Raw genomic sequence first — 17,085 nt, forward strand, 5'->3', positions numbered from 1 at the left:
TGTGAAAAAAGCCTCATCTCAAATAGAAGAGGTGAGGCTACACAGGGTTTTAGTTATTGCATCAAGGCTTCAGTGCAAGACTGGTTTCTTGCATGATTATTTTTATTATTTCTGTATTGTTGTATATATGTTGATCATTCAACATTTCCATATGGATACCATATGCCGGATACTCCATCACCTTCCCGGAGCTAGAATTTGACCAGGAATTCACTTGCTTTATTGTTTCGTTGCAGTCGGATGCGTTTTGCCGGGCTCTGAGAAGATGGATGTCCGCCTGTACCCTATCATCGTCAACTCTGCTGTTAATATACGAAATGTACGTTATCATCTTTTGGCGGATTTTACTGCGTAAATCGGAGCTGCTTAGATACATATTAAGCGAATCATCGTTGATGAATTGAAACAGATGTTCATCCAACGCATTTAAAGCCTGATCCACCGTTCCTTCGATCTCACGTTGTACATCATCTACCACATGTTCCATTCTCTCTGAATCGAGCATTATGATTCTAGAGACTTCATAACCTTGTTCCTCCATTGCAGCGGCAACTTTAAAGGCCAAATTTCCACCCGCAGAGTATCCCATGAAGGTATAAGGAGAGCACGGTTGAACATCCGTAATTAACTGAATGTACTCCATAACTCTATTGTCATCCTCTATAAAGTCCAAACCATACAAAGTGTATTCATCTTGGAGTAGGTCGGCTATTCCCTTGAATACGATCCCCAAGCCAAGCATGGGTGGAAAACAAAATACGGCCTTATGGCCTCTGGCATTCAGAGGTACAATATGTCCCTTGTCGCTGCTTAAATTCTCCCTTCCTTCTATAAATTTGGAGACCCCCTCAATAGTAGGCGTTTCGAAAATAACTTGAAGAGGTACCTCGATACCCATTTGAACCTGAATGGCATTCATTAGTTGAATGGCTTTAAGAGAATGGCCCCCTATTTCAAAAAATTGATCGGTAATCCCCACCCGCTCGGCATTCAGCAGTTCCTTCCATATTGCGGAGAGTTTCATTTCCAATTCAGTAAAAGGAGCAACATATTCTTTGTTTGTTTTCCCCTTCAACGGCACATGCTGCATTAAGGCTTTTCTATCAATTTTCCCATTTACCGTAAGAGGCATGGACTCGATGAATACGAATTGAGAAGGGATCATGTAGCTTGGCAGATGTTTGAGGAGCAAGCTCCTCAAACTCGAGGTCTCCATATCCTTTTGAGTAACTAGATATGCAGATAAATATTTGTTCCCATCTGTATCATCCTGTGCCAAGACCATCGCCTCATCAATATGCTCAATGGATAATAAATGTCTCTCAATTTCGCCAGGCTCAATTCGGTAACCCCTGATCTTGATTTGATTGTCTGCCCGCCCTAGATATTGAATATTCCCATCATGAAGCCACATTACAATATCTCCTGTTCGATACATCTTCTGGCCAGGCAGATATGGATTATCTACAAATCGTTCATTATTTAACTCAGGCCTTTTGAGGTAACCGGGCGATAAGCCTATTCCAGAAACACAAAGTTCTCCAGGTACGCCTATTGGAACCAAAACATCATGCATACCCAATACAAAAACCTTGAAGTTGGACAAAGGCTTGCCAATCGGAATGTTCCCACCATGCGTCTTGCCAGTTTCATATTTGTATACAGTTGCACAAATGGTCGTCTCCGTTGGTCCGTATCCATTAACAATCTCCATTTGTGGATTCAGTTCCAAAAACCTTTCCAACATGTAGTCTTTAACTGGCTCAGCCCCAACAAACAATTTATTTAGCGGAATTTTCGCACTATCTTTTTTGAGCAAAGAATATAAGTCCCCCAATATCGTAGGAGGGATAAAGGTAAAGGTGATTTTTTCCTCCAACAACACTCGAGCCAATGTCTGCAACTCTACCATGTGGGGTCTAGGGTACAAAACCAGCGTTGAACCGAGAACAATTGGCATAATCAATTCGCAGACACTGGCATCGAACACAATATTGGATAAGCTAAGGCAACGATCCTCCGTAGAAAATTTGGAACTATACTGTGACTCCATCCCGAAAATAAAGTTTACTAATGAGCGATGTGTTATAGACACACCTTTGGGTCTTCCTGTCGAACCCGAAGTAAAAATGACATATGCCGTATTCTCAGCAGTGGATGCTGGTTCCAATTTTCCATAATCTTCGGCTTCAATGCTCTCGTCCTCAAAATCAATAATCATCAATGAACGATTTAATAGATCTTTGCCCCAATGTTCAGTGTTTGTCAGGATAATGTCTACGTCACTATCTTCAACCATATGAACAATTCTTTCATTTGGGAAAGTCGGATTGATCGGCAGATACGCGCCACCCGCCTTCATGATACCAAGTATGCCAATGACCAGTTCCAATGATCTATTCACCAATATCCCGACTACGCTAGACTTCGTAATTCCCCTTTTTCTCAACATTCGAGCAAGCTGGTTCGAGCGTGCATCCAATTCACGATAAGTCATCTCGCTTCCATCATGCACAACCGCCACATGTTCGGGTATTTTTCGAGCCTGCTCCTCAAACAATTCGTAGATCGTTTTATCCTGCGGATACTCTCTTTCTGTTGCATTGAATTCAAACAATATTTGCTCGCGTTCCACTTCTGATAACATCTGTATTTCACATAACGAATCATCTGGATTGTTTAGTATTTCTTGCAAAATATTCACATAATGCAGATGCATGCGTTCTATCGTTTCTCTTTTGAATAATGCCGTTCCGTACTCAAAAATAACTTGAATACCATCGTTTTCTTCAATTGCATATAGCGTCAAATCAAATTTAGCGGTATTGTTCAAAAGTTTTATCGGGGACGCAGATATGCCTTCCAGGTGCAACTGGTTTTTCTCCATATTCTGGAGCACAAACATTGTGTCGAACAACGGGTTACGGCTCATATCCCGGCCTACGTTCAGTTCATCGACCAGTTCTTCAAACGGGTAGTCTTGATGTTCATAGGCTAGAAGAGCATTGGCCTTCACTTCCTTCAGAAACTCCTTAAAGGTCTTGTTACCTTCCGGCTTGTTTCTCATTGCAAGTGTATTTACAAACATCCCTACAACTTTTTCGGCATCCGAGTGCTGTCTTCCCGCGATGGGAGAACCCACGACTAAATCTTCCTGACCACTGTGTTTGGATAAGAGTATGCTATACGCCGACAACATAACCATGTATAACGTGCTATCCGTATCCGCCCCAACCGTTTAAGTCCTTCTTTCATTTCTAATGACAACTTATAGTTTATCTGCTCTCCATGATAATTTTGCACGGCGGGTCTTGGGTAATCTGTCGGCAGATCAAGTACAGGCAAACTTCCTTCGAAAGCTTTTAGCCAATAGTTTCTTTGCTTTTTGAGCAGATCGGACTGAGACAGTTGGTGTTGCCATTCCGAGTAGTCCTTATACTGAATTGGGAGTTCAGGAACCTTCTCACCGTTATATAACGCAGTTAGTTCCTTCATGATGATATTCAAAGACACCCCATCTGAAATAATGTGATGCATATCAACCAGTAGAATCTTCTTTTCCCCGATGGTAGCCAATCCCGCTCTTATCAATGGGGCCGCGTTCAAATTGAAAGGACGAATGAAACGTTGAAGAGCCTGCTCTTCATTTTCATCATCTAAAACTTCCCATTTCTCCAAAAGGATTTTTGCTGTAGAATCCACTCTCTGCATGGGTTCGCCCAGCACCGTTTCAAAAGAGGTCCGAAGTGCTTCATGCCTGTCAACAAGCAACTGTAGCGCCATCTCCAGCCTGGAAATGTCCAAATCTCCTTCTAAGATTGCTCCTCCTGGCATATTATAAGTCTGTCCCATTCCCTCCAACATACTTAGAACGTATATTCGCTTTTGGGCAGATGATACTGGATAATAGTCTTTTTGAGCCGCAGGTGATATTGTCGTGTGTAGTTCTTGCCGATCATGTTGTCCTCGGATCCATTCTGCCTGAGCTTTAACCGTGGGACGCTCAAACACTACTTTAATAGGCATTGAAATATTAAATTCTTTTTGAATGCGGGAAACTAATGAGGTTGCCTTGAGAGAATGTCCTCCCAATTCAAAAAAGTGATCGGCGACTCCTATTTCATTGCGCCCCGTCAACTGATGCCCTTCAGACGTCGAGGACTTCAGAATACTTTCCCAAATTCGCACCAATTTGAGTTCAATTTCATCTTTCGGCTCTTCATATGCAGACAGAGACTGAATAATGCCATCGGGGTCGGGCAACGCCTTCCGATTGATTTTTCCATTTGGCGTCAAAGGCATTTGGTCCAACTCCATAAAATATGAAGGAACCATGTGATCTGGCAGCACCCCCTGCAGGTAGTTACGAATAGCTTTGGGATTTAAGGATATGTCCGTGGTCAAATAGGCAACAAGATAAGGAACATCCTGGTTATGCTTCGCCACTGCAACACATTCATTAATTCCGTTGAAACGAAGCAAGTTTCGTTCGATTTCTCCCAATTCGATACGGTGTCCCCGGATTTTGACTTGAAAATCCATTCTACCCATACAGATAAATTCGCCACTTGCCAACCGTTTACCCAAATCTCCAGTTCGGTAGAGCTTCTCTCCAGGAATATAAGGATGGTCGATAAACTTTTCGCTTGTCAATTCAGGGTTATTGAGATACCCCCTGCCTACCCCCCTGCCCGAAATGCAAATCTCTCCCTCGACTCCAGTAGGCTGGATCTTATTAAATTGATCCAAAATAATTATGTGTACATTATCCAGAGGTTCTCCTACGGTGATCGAGTCCGCTGAAACCATAGATTTAACGGTAGACCAAACCGTTGTCTCAGTAGGGCCGTATACATTGTAGATGTCGGCGTTTGGTAGATTGCGCAGCCCTGTGTACAATTGCTCTGTAAATGGTTCTGCACCTACTAATACCTTTGAAATTTCGGTTAACTCTCCAAAATCCACATTCATATTCATTAACATGCGGATTGTGGACGGCGTTGTTTGTAGAATTGTAACTTTATGCTTTAATAGACACTTGTATAATAGATTGGCATCATTTTTAACTTCGTCTCCAGCCAATACGATTCTCACACCTTTGGTCAAAGGAAGCAGTACCTCTGTAACAAACAAATCAAAAGATACCGTGGTTAAAGCTAATATGCTGTCATCAGAACGCACACCAATTTTTTCAGCAAAACTGGATATATAATTTATCACGTTTCTATGCTCAATCAGTACGCCTTTTGGGTTGCCGGTTGAACCTGAGGTATAGATTACATAGGCTAAACTGTCCGTTCGGCAGTCGGTACTTGGATTCACGGATTCTTCGTCAAGTGTTTCAAAACAAGCTGCTATTATTTTCTTTCCTTGATAATTCGTATTCTCCAACAAATGCTCCTCAGTAATCAAGAATTCCACTTTACTGTCTCGGAGCATGTACTCCCTTCTCTCAGTAGGATAGGAAGGATCAATCGGAACATACGCCCCTCCCGACTTCAAAACTCCCAAAACGGCCACAATAAGCTCGGGTGAACGTCCAAGCATTACCCCAACCAAACTTTCAGGTCCAATGCCCTGCTTGATCAAGTGATTAGCTACTCGATTACTGCGTTCGTTCAATTCGCTGTAGGTCATTCGGACATCGCCATACTCCAATGCTACATTCATTGGATACTGCTCAGCCTGTACCTGAAACAATTGGTGAATTAACATGCCCTCTGTCTCTACAAAAGTTCTTTTATTCGTATCTTTCAGTAATACTTCCCTCGAAGCAGCATCCGTGAGTTCTATCTCTTTCACCCGAATCTCTGGATCTTGTAAAACTTGATGTATAATGTTCAACAAATGACTGTAATTCTGCTCAACATCCGCTTTTTCATGAATTTTGGCATTGTACCTGAACAATATTTTTATGTTCGTTCCGGGAAGGATCATAATGTTAAAATCATAACTTGTCTGTTCATGTACGTTCATATTTTCCAACTTAAAAGGTGCCGAGTCTTTCCCCGCCTCCAGAGATGTGGCTGGATAATTCTCAAAAACCATAATATGATTAACCAAACCTTGTCTCATATCAAGTTGGGACTGTATTTCGAATAATGGATGATGCTCAAATTGTACCGAATTTAGCGCTTTCTTTTGGTTGGCATATACGCAATCGGAAAAACGATCCTCACCCGCATTCGCTATTCGCACGGGAATGGTATTAATGAACAATCCAATCATTTGCTCTATATTAGGAATTGGTGCAGACCTTCCTGAAACCACGCTGCCGAAAACAACATCGTTGCAGTTGTTATATTTTTGAAGCACAATTCCCCACATCGTCTGGAATAACGTATTTAATGTCACATTTAACCTTTTGCTCAGTTCCGTTAACCTTTTCGTTTCCTCTTCCCCGATAGAAAACATGGCATTTTCAGGTTCATAGGCTCCATCGCTTTCCAGGTTACCCAATGGCAATTGAACCGCTTGATCATATCCCGCCAAATAATCCTTCCAGTAATTTGATGCTCTAGACTCATCTTGCTCTTGCAACCATTCGATATAGTTCCCATACGAAGGTGAAGTAGGTAAATGAATTTGCTCTTTGTGCATCAATCGACGATAAATATGATTAATTTCTTGAAGAACGAGAGGCAGGCTCCATCCGTCCATTAATATATGATGAAAGCTCCATACAGAATGATAAACATCTGGTCCTGTCTTCAATAAACTGATTCGCATAAGCGGGCCACGTTTCAGGTCAAAAGGCTGTTTCCTGTCCTCTTGCAGAAATTCTTCCAGGTATCGTTCTACTTCATCCTTTCCCATATCTTCGATATTTTCTACATGAAGCTTAAGCGTTCTTTCCCTCAACACGACCTGAAGTGGTTGTTCGGGGACAGACAAACTGTACACACTGCGGAAAATATCGTGCCTCCCGATCAAAATGTTTATACTTTGTTCGAAGATATCAACTTTGAGATCACCTACGATATCAAAATGGTTCTGCACGAAATAAGCCGTAGAGTTTGGATTGGCAACACTTTGAAACAGCATGCCCTTTTGCAACGGTGTTAAAGAATATATGTCCTGAATATTAGGATTACTCAAACAATCTCCCCCGGTTTGCATATTTAGAAGGAGGGCAGTTATTGAACAAGCGCCCTCCTTCCTCTTTCCCTGTTTCCCATGCTTCAAGTGCTCGAATTCTTTATCTTGTTCCTGAAGTCAAACTTAAAAGATATCTTCCATTTCGGCTTCTAGCAATTTTAATTCGTCCATACTCAGGCCTTTAAAACGCATATCGCTTGGTGTAACCTCAGATGTCTCCTTTGATTTGCAATGATCGATGATCTTAATAAGATTATCCTTAAAGAGGTTTCCTATATAATCTATAGTTTCCTGTTTGTACAACTGTGTACTGTAATCCAACGTTAGTTGGAGTTTTCTTTCCACAACCCGACTATTTAAGTCTAGCTTGTACAATGTATGGTTATCAGGGCTTACAGACGTTCCCACGTTGTACGAGGATAACTTCATGAAATGGTTAGGTATATCCTCATCGAATTGTCCCAAATAGTTAAATGTTATTTCGGGCTTCAAATGTTGAACCTTTTTGCCTTCGTTGCTCAAATACCGCCAGATCCCATATCCAATTCCTTTGTTAGGCACTGCGCGCAAGTTTTCTTTGGTGCTCTTGATACAGTCTGCCAACGAGCCGACAATACTGCGCAGTACAACGGGATATTGCGAAGTAAACCATCCGACCGTCCTGCTAACGTCCAATTGTTCTTGTATAGTCTCTCTTCCGTGTCCTTCCAAGTTGATTATCGTTTCGGAATTACCCGTCCACTTTGTTATCGTCATGCCGAGAGCAGTTAACAACAAGTCATTAATTTCGGTATTGTATGCGTGGTTAGCTTCTTTCAGCAACGCATCCGTTTCAGCTTCTGTGAAGTTAATTGTCACCTGACTGTTATCTCTCAATCGCAATGATCCGCTCTCCATAGGAGAGTCCATTTGGTAATCGGTCGGGATCGGGACAAGGTCAAGTGTTTGCTTATCACGCCAATAATCAATCTCTTCGCCTTTCATGTCATTGATTGCAAAATGTTCAAGCTTGGCGGACCAAGTTAAGAACGAATCCGTCTTCGGAGGAAGCACTATTGTTTTCCCTTCTTTTACCTGCTTATATGCTGAATGTATATCTTCGAATAGTATTCTCCAGGATATTCCGTCTACAACAAGATGATGAATTGTAATAAGAAGGTGATCGCCAAGAGAGGTTTTGAAAAGTGACACTTTGAATAATGGACCGCTGTCCAAAATCATGGATGCCTGAAGCTCATCCGCTTTGCTTTCCACAAAAATCCGTGTAGACTCCTCGTCCTCATCCTCTAAATGATACACGTTCATGGAGTATCGCTGTCCTTCGTTAACTCCACGGTTTCGGCAATCAAAAAGGCCTTTAGTTTCCGAAACCACAATCCGAAATGCGTCGTGATGTTCTGTGATACTATCGAATACTTTACGAAGAACGGCTTCTTCAAAGCCCTCCTCCCTAAACAGCATGACTGCCTGATTCCAATGATGCTGGTTCACAAAACGCTGTTCAAAAAACCATTGCATGATAGGAGAATTGGTAATCGTTCCAACAACTTCCTTCTGTTCAGCGGTATATCCCGCAACTTTGACATAACTGCTCAGTTCCGAAATTCTCGGAAAGCGGAATAAGTGCTTCATCTCGAGTTTATATCCGGCTTGATTAAGTCTGGAACTAATTTGAATTCCTTTGATGGAATCCCCCCCTAGTTCAAAGAAGTGATCATGAACCCCAATTCTTTGTATCCCAAGCACATCTTGCCACACATTAGCGATGATATTTTCTACTTCGGTTCGAGGCCCCTCATAATGCTCATTCTCTATTACGCTCTGAGCAATAAGAGGAAGGTTCCTTTTGTCCAATTTGCCGCTTGGTGTCAAAGGTAATTTCTCCAAACCAATGAAATGGGTCGGAATCATGTATGAAGGCAGTATTTCTGCTAAGTACGACCGCAGCTCCGAAGGCTCCAACAATTCTGTTTGGGTGTAATATGCAAATAGCAATTTGGCTCCCACACGGTCTTCCCTAGCTACAACAACAGCTTCTTTTACTCGCTGATGCTTTAACATCTGGCTTTCGATTTCGCCTAGTTCAATTCGGTACCCTCTGATTTTAACTTGCTCATCCATTCGGCCGATAAATTCGATATTGCCATCCGGGAGCCATCGCGCAAAATCTCCTGTCCGATAGAGCCGTTCGCCTGGCGTAAATGGATGTTCAATAAATCTTTCCTTTGTAAGTTGCTCAAGGCCGACGTATCCTCTGGCCAAGCCATCCCCACCGACGAAAAGCTCCCCAATGACATTTACCGGCTGGAGTCCCCTCTGCGCATTCAGGATATAAGCGGAAGAGTTAGCTATTGGACGCCCAATAGGGATAACCTGTCCCGCATAGTTCAATTGAATCGGATAGAACGTTGTAAACGTTGTATTTTCAGTCGGTCCATACATATTGATGATGGTTAGTTCAGGATTGTGTCTGCATACTTCAGTCACATGGGAAGCTGTTAACACATCTCCGCCAACTAACAATTGCTTTAAGTGCTGGAAGGCTGACGGGTTAACCTGTGCTAGCTGATGATACAACGGGGTTGTCAACCACAATATCGAAATACGGTATTCCTCTAATGCTTCAGCAAGCAATTGTGGGTCTACAATGACGTGCTCATCCACCAATATCATGGTCAAGGCATGAAGTAAAACTCCCCATATCTCAAAAGTCGAAGCATCAAACGAAAGCGAACCTGTCTGTAATACGCGATCTCCCTCATGGAATTGTATATAATTCGTGTTACACACCAGACGGGATACGCTGCGATGCTCAACCATAACTCCTTTCGGTTTACCCGTGGAACCAGAAGTATAGATGATATACGCCAAATCGCTTGCTTCTGCACCGACATGGAGATTCTGAGTTTCTGCAGAACTTTCTGAGCAAATCGCTGCGTCATCCAAAGAAATTTCTTCGCACCCCGTTGTGACTCTACCAAACCATTCTAAGGGAGTTAGAAGCATCCGAGCCGAGCTATTCTCAACCATATACTCAATTCGTTCCTGAGGATAGGATGGATCAATAGGAAGATACACACCCCCTGTCTTCAGAATACCGAGTATGCCAATAATCATCTCTATCGACCGGTTAGTCATGATTCCTATGACGGTGCCCTTTACAGCTCCTTTTCGCCTTAGTAATCTGGCAAGCTGGTTTGCACGTGCATTAAGATCACGATAAGTCAACTCATGGTTCTCATACACTACGGCAATTTGATCAGGATGAAGAGTAACCTGCATCTCGAACAATTCATGAATGGTTTTATCCCTAGGATACTCTGTTCGAGTTGCGTTGAAATCTACAAGTAGTTGCTTCTGCTCTTCCTTCGAAAGCATACTTATTTCGGACAATTTGCAATCCGGACGCTCCGTAATTTCTCCCAGAACATGGACATAATGTTGGTAGAGGCGTTCGATTGTTTCACGCTTGAACAGGGATGTCGCATACTCAAGAACAATTCGAATCCCTTCTTGATCCTCGATCGCATGCAAAGTTAAATCGAATTTAGCTGTTTTATTTTGTAATACTACGTGTTGGGCTTCAACGCCTGTCAAATTAACTCTAGCTGTTTCCGTATTTTGAAGAACAAACATGGTGTCGAACAACGGATTTCGACTCATATCCCTTTCCAAGTTAAGTTCTTCCACCAGTTTCTCAAATGGATAATCTTGATACTCATAGGCTTGAATCGCAGTGGCCTTGACTTCCTGCAAAAAGGCTTTGTAAGACTTGCTGCCTTCAGGTTTATTACGTATAGCTAGTGTATTTACAAACATACCGACCATTCTCTCCGTATTGATATGCCGTCTGCCGGCAATGGGAGAGCCAACCACAATATCCTCTTGCCCTGTGTATCGCGACAGTAGAATGTTATATGCAGATAATAAAACCATATATAACGTGGTACTTGTGTCCGAAGCGAGCCTATGGAGTCGATGCGTAAATTCGGGAGAAAGCGTAAACTCTAAACTTTGTCCAACAAAACTTTGCACAGACGGTCTTGGGTAATCGGTTGGAAAATTAAGAACAGGCAGGTCTCCCTCAAAGCTCTTTAACCAGTAATTCCTCTGCTCGTTAATATGATCCGATAGAAACCACTTACGCTGCCATTCGGAATAGTCTTTATAATGGATTTCAATTTCAGGGAGCTGCTGCTCCACATTATACAGCGAGGATAACTCCTCCATAATGACATTAAGAGACACTCCATCAGATATGATATGATGCATATCCACCAATAATAGTTGTTTCTCTCCAGCCTTCGCCCATCCGAGTCTTAATAACGGTGCTTCGTTCAAGTTGAATGGACGGACAAATCTCTCAAGCAACTCTACTTCATCTTCATCAGCAAAAGATGTCCAATCCTCAAAGTCAATGTGAACAGACTCTTTAATAACTTGCACCGGCTCTCCCTCAACGGTATCAAAAGACGTCCGTAATGCCTCATGCCGTTCTACCAGCATTTGAAAGGATTTTTCCAGCTTAGCTTTGTCCAAAGGTCCCTCAAAACTTAAAGCCCAAGGCATGTTATATGTTTGTTCTCCGCCTTCAAGCATGCTTAACACATATATTCTCTTCTGAGCGGAGGAGACTGGATAATAGGCTTTCTTTTCAGTATGTTCAATGGCACGATGTGCACTTTTGTCTGATTGGCGCAACCATTCCGCCTGTTCTTTAATCGTAGGATGCTCAAATACCGCCTTCAGTGGCATCATGATCCCGAACTCTTTTTGGATGCGTGAAACCAGTGTTGTTGCTCTGAGAGAGTGTCCTCCCAATTCGAAAAAATGATCTGAAATACCAATAACGAGATGATCGTTATCTGTCTCCTTACTGGAAGAAACAACACTCAGCACATTCTCCCATATGTGCACCAACGTACGTTCCGTGTCATTCCGTGGGGCTTCATAGATCGCATCCGATTGCTTTGACATGTCAGGCTCAGGTAGTGCCTTTCTGTCGATCTTCCCGTTCGCCGTTACAGGCATATGGTCTAGTTGCATAAAATAAGAAGGAATCATATGGTCAGGCAGAACAGACCTCAGGTAGCTGCGAACATTCCCCGCTCCAAGAGTTAAATCTGCCGTAAAGTATGCTACCAGATAGAATTGGTTCTGTTTATCCGTACGATCCATTACGAGCACTTCTTTGATGCTGGGATGCTGAAATAGCAGGTTCTCGATTTCGCCCAATTCGATGCGATATCCCCTAATTTTAACCTGATGGTCCATTCTTCCTAAGTATTGCATTTCTCCACTTGGCAACATTTTCACCAAGTCTCCCGAACGATATAATCTGTCACCATGCACATAAGGGTTCAACACAAATCTTTCGCTCGTCAGCTCGGGACGGTGCAAGTAGCCCCTGGAAACACCAAGCCCTCCTACATACAATTCGCCCTCAACGCCGAATGGAACCAATTTTTGATGTTTATCCATTACAAAAGTAGTCGTAGTAGGAATCGGACTTCCAATTTGGCTGACGTTCTCTTCAACATCCGAATCCGTAATTTCTTTGTACGTAACATGTACGGTTGTCTCAGTAATTCCATACATATTGATCAGTTTTACGGAAGGATATTTCTCACGCCAATCCTTTAACAGAATTGGGTTGAGTGCCTCTCCCCCAAAAATAACGTATCTAATAGATAGATCCGACGATGGCTCCAATAATTCCATGTGCGCCAAATTATAAAATGCAGTTGGCGTTTGATTAAGGACGGTAACCTTTTCCTTTTTCAGCAAATTCAAAAAGTCTTTCGCATGTTTGGCTATAAGCCCCGGAACAACAACGAGTTTTCCGCCATACAATAATGCGCCGTACATTTCCCAAACGGAAAAATCAAAACACATCGAATGGAACATCGTCCAGACATCATTCTCCGAAAAATCAAACATCATTTTGTCATTACATAGCAAACGTACCACGTTTCTATGTTCAATCATGACACCCTTGGGTTTACCGGTTGAACCGGAAGTATAGATAATATAAGCCAGATTGTCGGGACGTGATATTGACTTCAGGTTACTTCCACCGGCACGCTGTCTCTCTGCCTCCAAATGTTCATAAACGACGATATGGTTCCCTGGCTCGAAATCCTCGTTAGATTGCTGGAGCCGATTAAAGACATCGGCAGTCACAAGCACCTGGCTTGCCTCGCTGTCTGATAACATCGTATTAATTCGATCCATAGGATAGGCGGGATCAATAGGTAAATATGCAGCACCTGCCTTCAGAATCCCCAAAATGCCTACCACCATCTCCAATGACCTATCCATCATGATTGCTATTATCGTATCGGGTCCAACACCTTTGCTTCTTAACACGTGGGCTAGAGAATTCGCTTGTTCATTTAGCTGCCGGTAGGTCAACGTTTGAGTTTCATATACAAGGGCTGTACAATTTGGAACCCTTTCCGCCTGTTCTTCAAATAATTCGTGAATCATTTTGTTCTCTGGATACTTTGCTCTCGTTTCATTCAAGCGGAATAACATTTGCTCTTTCTCATGTTCGGTTAACAGTTCAATGTCCATCAGTTGGACGGTAGGCCGGTCGACAATTTGCTCCAGTACGTTCTTGAAATGTGCGTGAAATCTCTCCATCGTTTCTTCGTGAAAAAGATCCTTGCAATATTCAAGAATAAATTGGATGACATCGTCTTTCTCCACCGCAATCAAGGTGATGTCAAATTTCGCAGTACCACTTTTCAGGTAATGTGGCTTGAGTTGCTGATTCCCTAATGACAGGACGTCAAACTCCATATTTTGCAAAATAAACATTGTTTCAAAAATCGGGTTCCTTCCTAGATCTCGAGGTAAGTCCAGCTCATCCACCAGTTCCTCAAAAGGATAATCCTGATTCTCAAAAGCAGACAAACTCTGCTGTTTCACTTCCTTTAAAAATGCTCCAAACGTCTTCTGGGCTTCCGGATAATTTCTGATGGCCAATGTGTTCACAAATATCCCCATAATATCGGCAAGTTTAGCATGTTGCCTTCCTGCTATAGGCGAACCGACTACAATGTCTTCCTGGCCGCTGTATTTAGATAACAAAATATTGTACGCCGCCAGCAAAACCATATACAGCGTAGATCCGGTTTCAACAGCCAGTTGATTCAACCTATTTTTCAGATCCAGATCGATTGTGAAAAAAATGCTATTCCCCTTATAACTCTTCGTTTTAGGACGAGGATAATCTGTATGCAAATTCAATAATGGAACCTCATCCGAATAAATTTCCTTCCAATATTCCTTCTGTGTATCATAGGATCCACTTTCCATCAAACGCTGCTGCCACGAACAATAATCTCTGTATTGCAGCTCTAATCTTGGAAGGGAGAGATCGTTATATGCCGCAGACAGTTCCTTAAAGAAGATCGTCATCGATACGCCGTCCGTAATGATATGATGCATGTCCACAACCAAGACACTCGGATGTTCAGAAGGAAATTGAATGATGGCTGCCCTGAACAACGGTGCAATGGACAAATCAAAAACGTCAACTACCCTGGACACTTCATTCTCGATATCTTCCGACTCGGCTTGTATAGTTTGAATATGCGGTTCCACATGTTCATGTATCCTTTGCAGGACTTGATCGCCAAGCTCTTCAAAACTGGTGCGCAATATATCATGCCGGGCAATCAGCGTTGCGAAGGCTTTTTTCAATTTATCCATGTCCACCTTGCTTGTGAAAGAATAAACAAATGGCGCGTTATAGCTTGTCTCTTTTTCCTGAAGCTGGTGCAAGAAATACATCCGCTTCTGAGCCGGGGATGCCGGGTAATAAGGTCTCGGTTCAACAGGAACAATGGATACATGCTGCTGTTCATCCAAACTTTGAATATAGGAAGCAAACTTTTGAATGGTAGGATATAAGAACAGATCTCGCAATGAAGCTTCAATTTGAAATTCCTGCTTTACGTCAAAAATGAACTTGGAGGCTTTTAAGGAATCGCCACCGATTTCAAAAAAGTTATTATCTCGTGCCATATCCTGTTTCTTTAAGATGTTTCTCCAGATTTGGAACAGCTTCTCTTCAACCCCGTTGATTGGGTGTTTACCAGCCTCCAAGCTCTCATCCTTCAGTCCCAAAACATCGAAATCGCTCATCTCATTCGGCATTGTGTCTACTTTCACAACACTTATAGGGCTGCCCTCTTTATAATCAATCCCATCGACTTGAAGTGACTCTATAACCTCATGGGATGTTATTTCTTCTTTATCACTTTTGTATGCAATGTGAAGCCGCTGTCGCTGAATTGCAGTGTTGACAAAGCGCTTTATTTTATGGTTTTTCTTGTTCAAACCAACATATGTGTGTGCCAATCCTGACTGCATAGCCAGCTTTAGCGAAACAATGCCCTGAATTGGTTTAATGACCTCGTAACCATTGGATTTCATCGAAGACACCATCTGTTCAGGATTATCAGCACTCATACCCACATTGTCCCAAGTGCTCCAACTTAAACAGTACGTATTATAGAATCCTTGACTTCTTCGATGTGCGCAAAAGTTGTCCAGATAACTATTGGCTGCCGAGTATCCACTAAAAGATGCCGCACCAAAAAAACTAGTGGTGGATGAAAACGCCACAAACAAGGAATCGATGTTGTGTTCGAGTAGTTTCTGTAATTTCAATGTTCCGTATATTTTGGCATGAAACATCTCTTCATACGATTCGACATCCTCATTCTCAACCATATACCTGTCCATTGCGCTCCAATGGTAATTCAGGTTACCGATACCTGCCATATGAAATATGCCATCGAGAGTGCCACCTAAATCCGAGTTCACGAACGAATCCAATTCTTTGATAAAGGCATCGTCATTTACGTCTCCATTAAGATATATGACTCCCTCGCTTAAGGATTCCAGATCCGTAAGAGCTTCTACTTTAAGAGCCAGATTTCTTTCCACACCATCCAAATGGCTCCAAGTCGACCGTTCCGGGAGTTCCGTCCTGCCGACTATAATTAGTTTCGCCTGATACTCCATAATCAGCATTCTGGCGAAATGTGCGCTTAAGCCGCCAAGACCACCGGTAATAAGGTATGAACCCCCCTCCTTTATCGGAACATCGGACGTAACTTCCAAGTTGGGGCTGGATAAGCACGAAACAAACCTTTGCCCATTTCGATATGCGACCTCTTGCTCATGATCCGAACTTCTGACTTCGTTGCATATGAAGTCGATATCCTGATTGATATCGTTCAATTCGAGATCAATGTGCTTAATTTTCAACCAAGCAGTTTCCAATGAGAGGCTTTTCAGAAAACCTGTTAAAGTTCCTTTATAATAATCAAGCTTCTTGTCAGACTGAATGATATGGGCATGGTTACTTATCACATGCAAACCGATGGTACCCTTGTTTGCATATGTTTGCTTTAAAGCTTGAACAAGATGCACCAAACTATAGAGCCCGTAGTGCACATAGTTTCTTAGAGAAACTTCGTCATGAACGGAAAGATTTGAATTGTAGTTATTAAAGTGAAATATATCCTCAATTTCTATTCTGCTGGTGATCAGGGATTCAACCACATTAAGATAATCTTTCGGTTGTGTTGGGTTAATAATAAATCGGTGGCTATCTATACATTGATATTGATCTCCCGTTTCAATATAAACGCAGTCTCGCTTATCCTTCATATTCTCCCTTAATGTACTCCCCAGACCCAAATCATCCGCAAATATGATTGCTGTCCCGCGGGACTCTTCAAGTTTGAGTAAAGGATATTCTTTTCTAATCCAATTTTTCTGAAGGAGCCAGTTGGGAATTCTTTTATCCGTTTCTTCTAGCACTTGAATTTGATATAACTGCTTGGAAAACATTCTGTTTTTAAACTGCTCTACAAGCTTCTTCCTTTGAATTTTCCCGATGGATGTTTTGGGAATCTGGCTTGTACGTACGGGTATGACCTCTTTGGGTTTAATGCCATACCCCTT

The 17,085-nt window shown here is 42.3% G+C and carries 3 protein-coding genes; all 3 read right to left on the reverse strand.

What is annotated here, in order from left to right; translation table 11 throughout:
* Nucleotides 1-61: 61 nt before the first annotated feature.
* Nucleotides 62-3,205: a non-ribosomal peptide synthetase gene (locus tag ACTHPG_RS14040; RefSeq protein ID WP_440390045.1), complete on the reverse strand. Its 3,144-nt coding sequence runs from the start codon at nucleotides 3,203-3,205 to the stop codon at nucleotides 62-64.
* Nucleotides 3,145-7,098 carry an amino acid adenylation domain-containing protein gene (locus tag ACTHPG_RS14045; protein ID WP_440390047.1) on the reverse strand — a complete coding sequence of 1,318 codons (3,954 nt, stop codon included), beginning with the start codon at nucleotides 7,096-7,098 and terminating at the stop codon, nucleotides 3,145-3,147. Before ACTHPG_RS14045 ends, ACTHPG_RS14040 begins: the two co-directional genes overlap by 61 nt.
* 123 nt (nucleotides 7,099-7,221) lie before the next feature.
* Nucleotides 7,222-16,971 carry an amino acid adenylation domain-containing protein gene (locus ACTHPG_RS14050; RefSeq protein ID WP_440390049.1) on the reverse strand — a complete coding sequence of 3,250 codons (9,750 nt, stop codon included), beginning with the start codon at nucleotides 16,969-16,971 and terminating at the stop codon, nucleotides 7,222-7,224.
* Between the last annotated feature and the right edge of the window lie 114 nt (nucleotides 16,972-17,085).

The sequence above is a fragment of the Paenibacillus sp. SAF-068 genome (assembly GCF_051967555.1).
In the GTDB taxonomy this organism is placed as follows: domain Bacteria; phylum Bacillota; class Bacilli; order Paenibacillales; family Paenibacillaceae; genus Paenibacillus.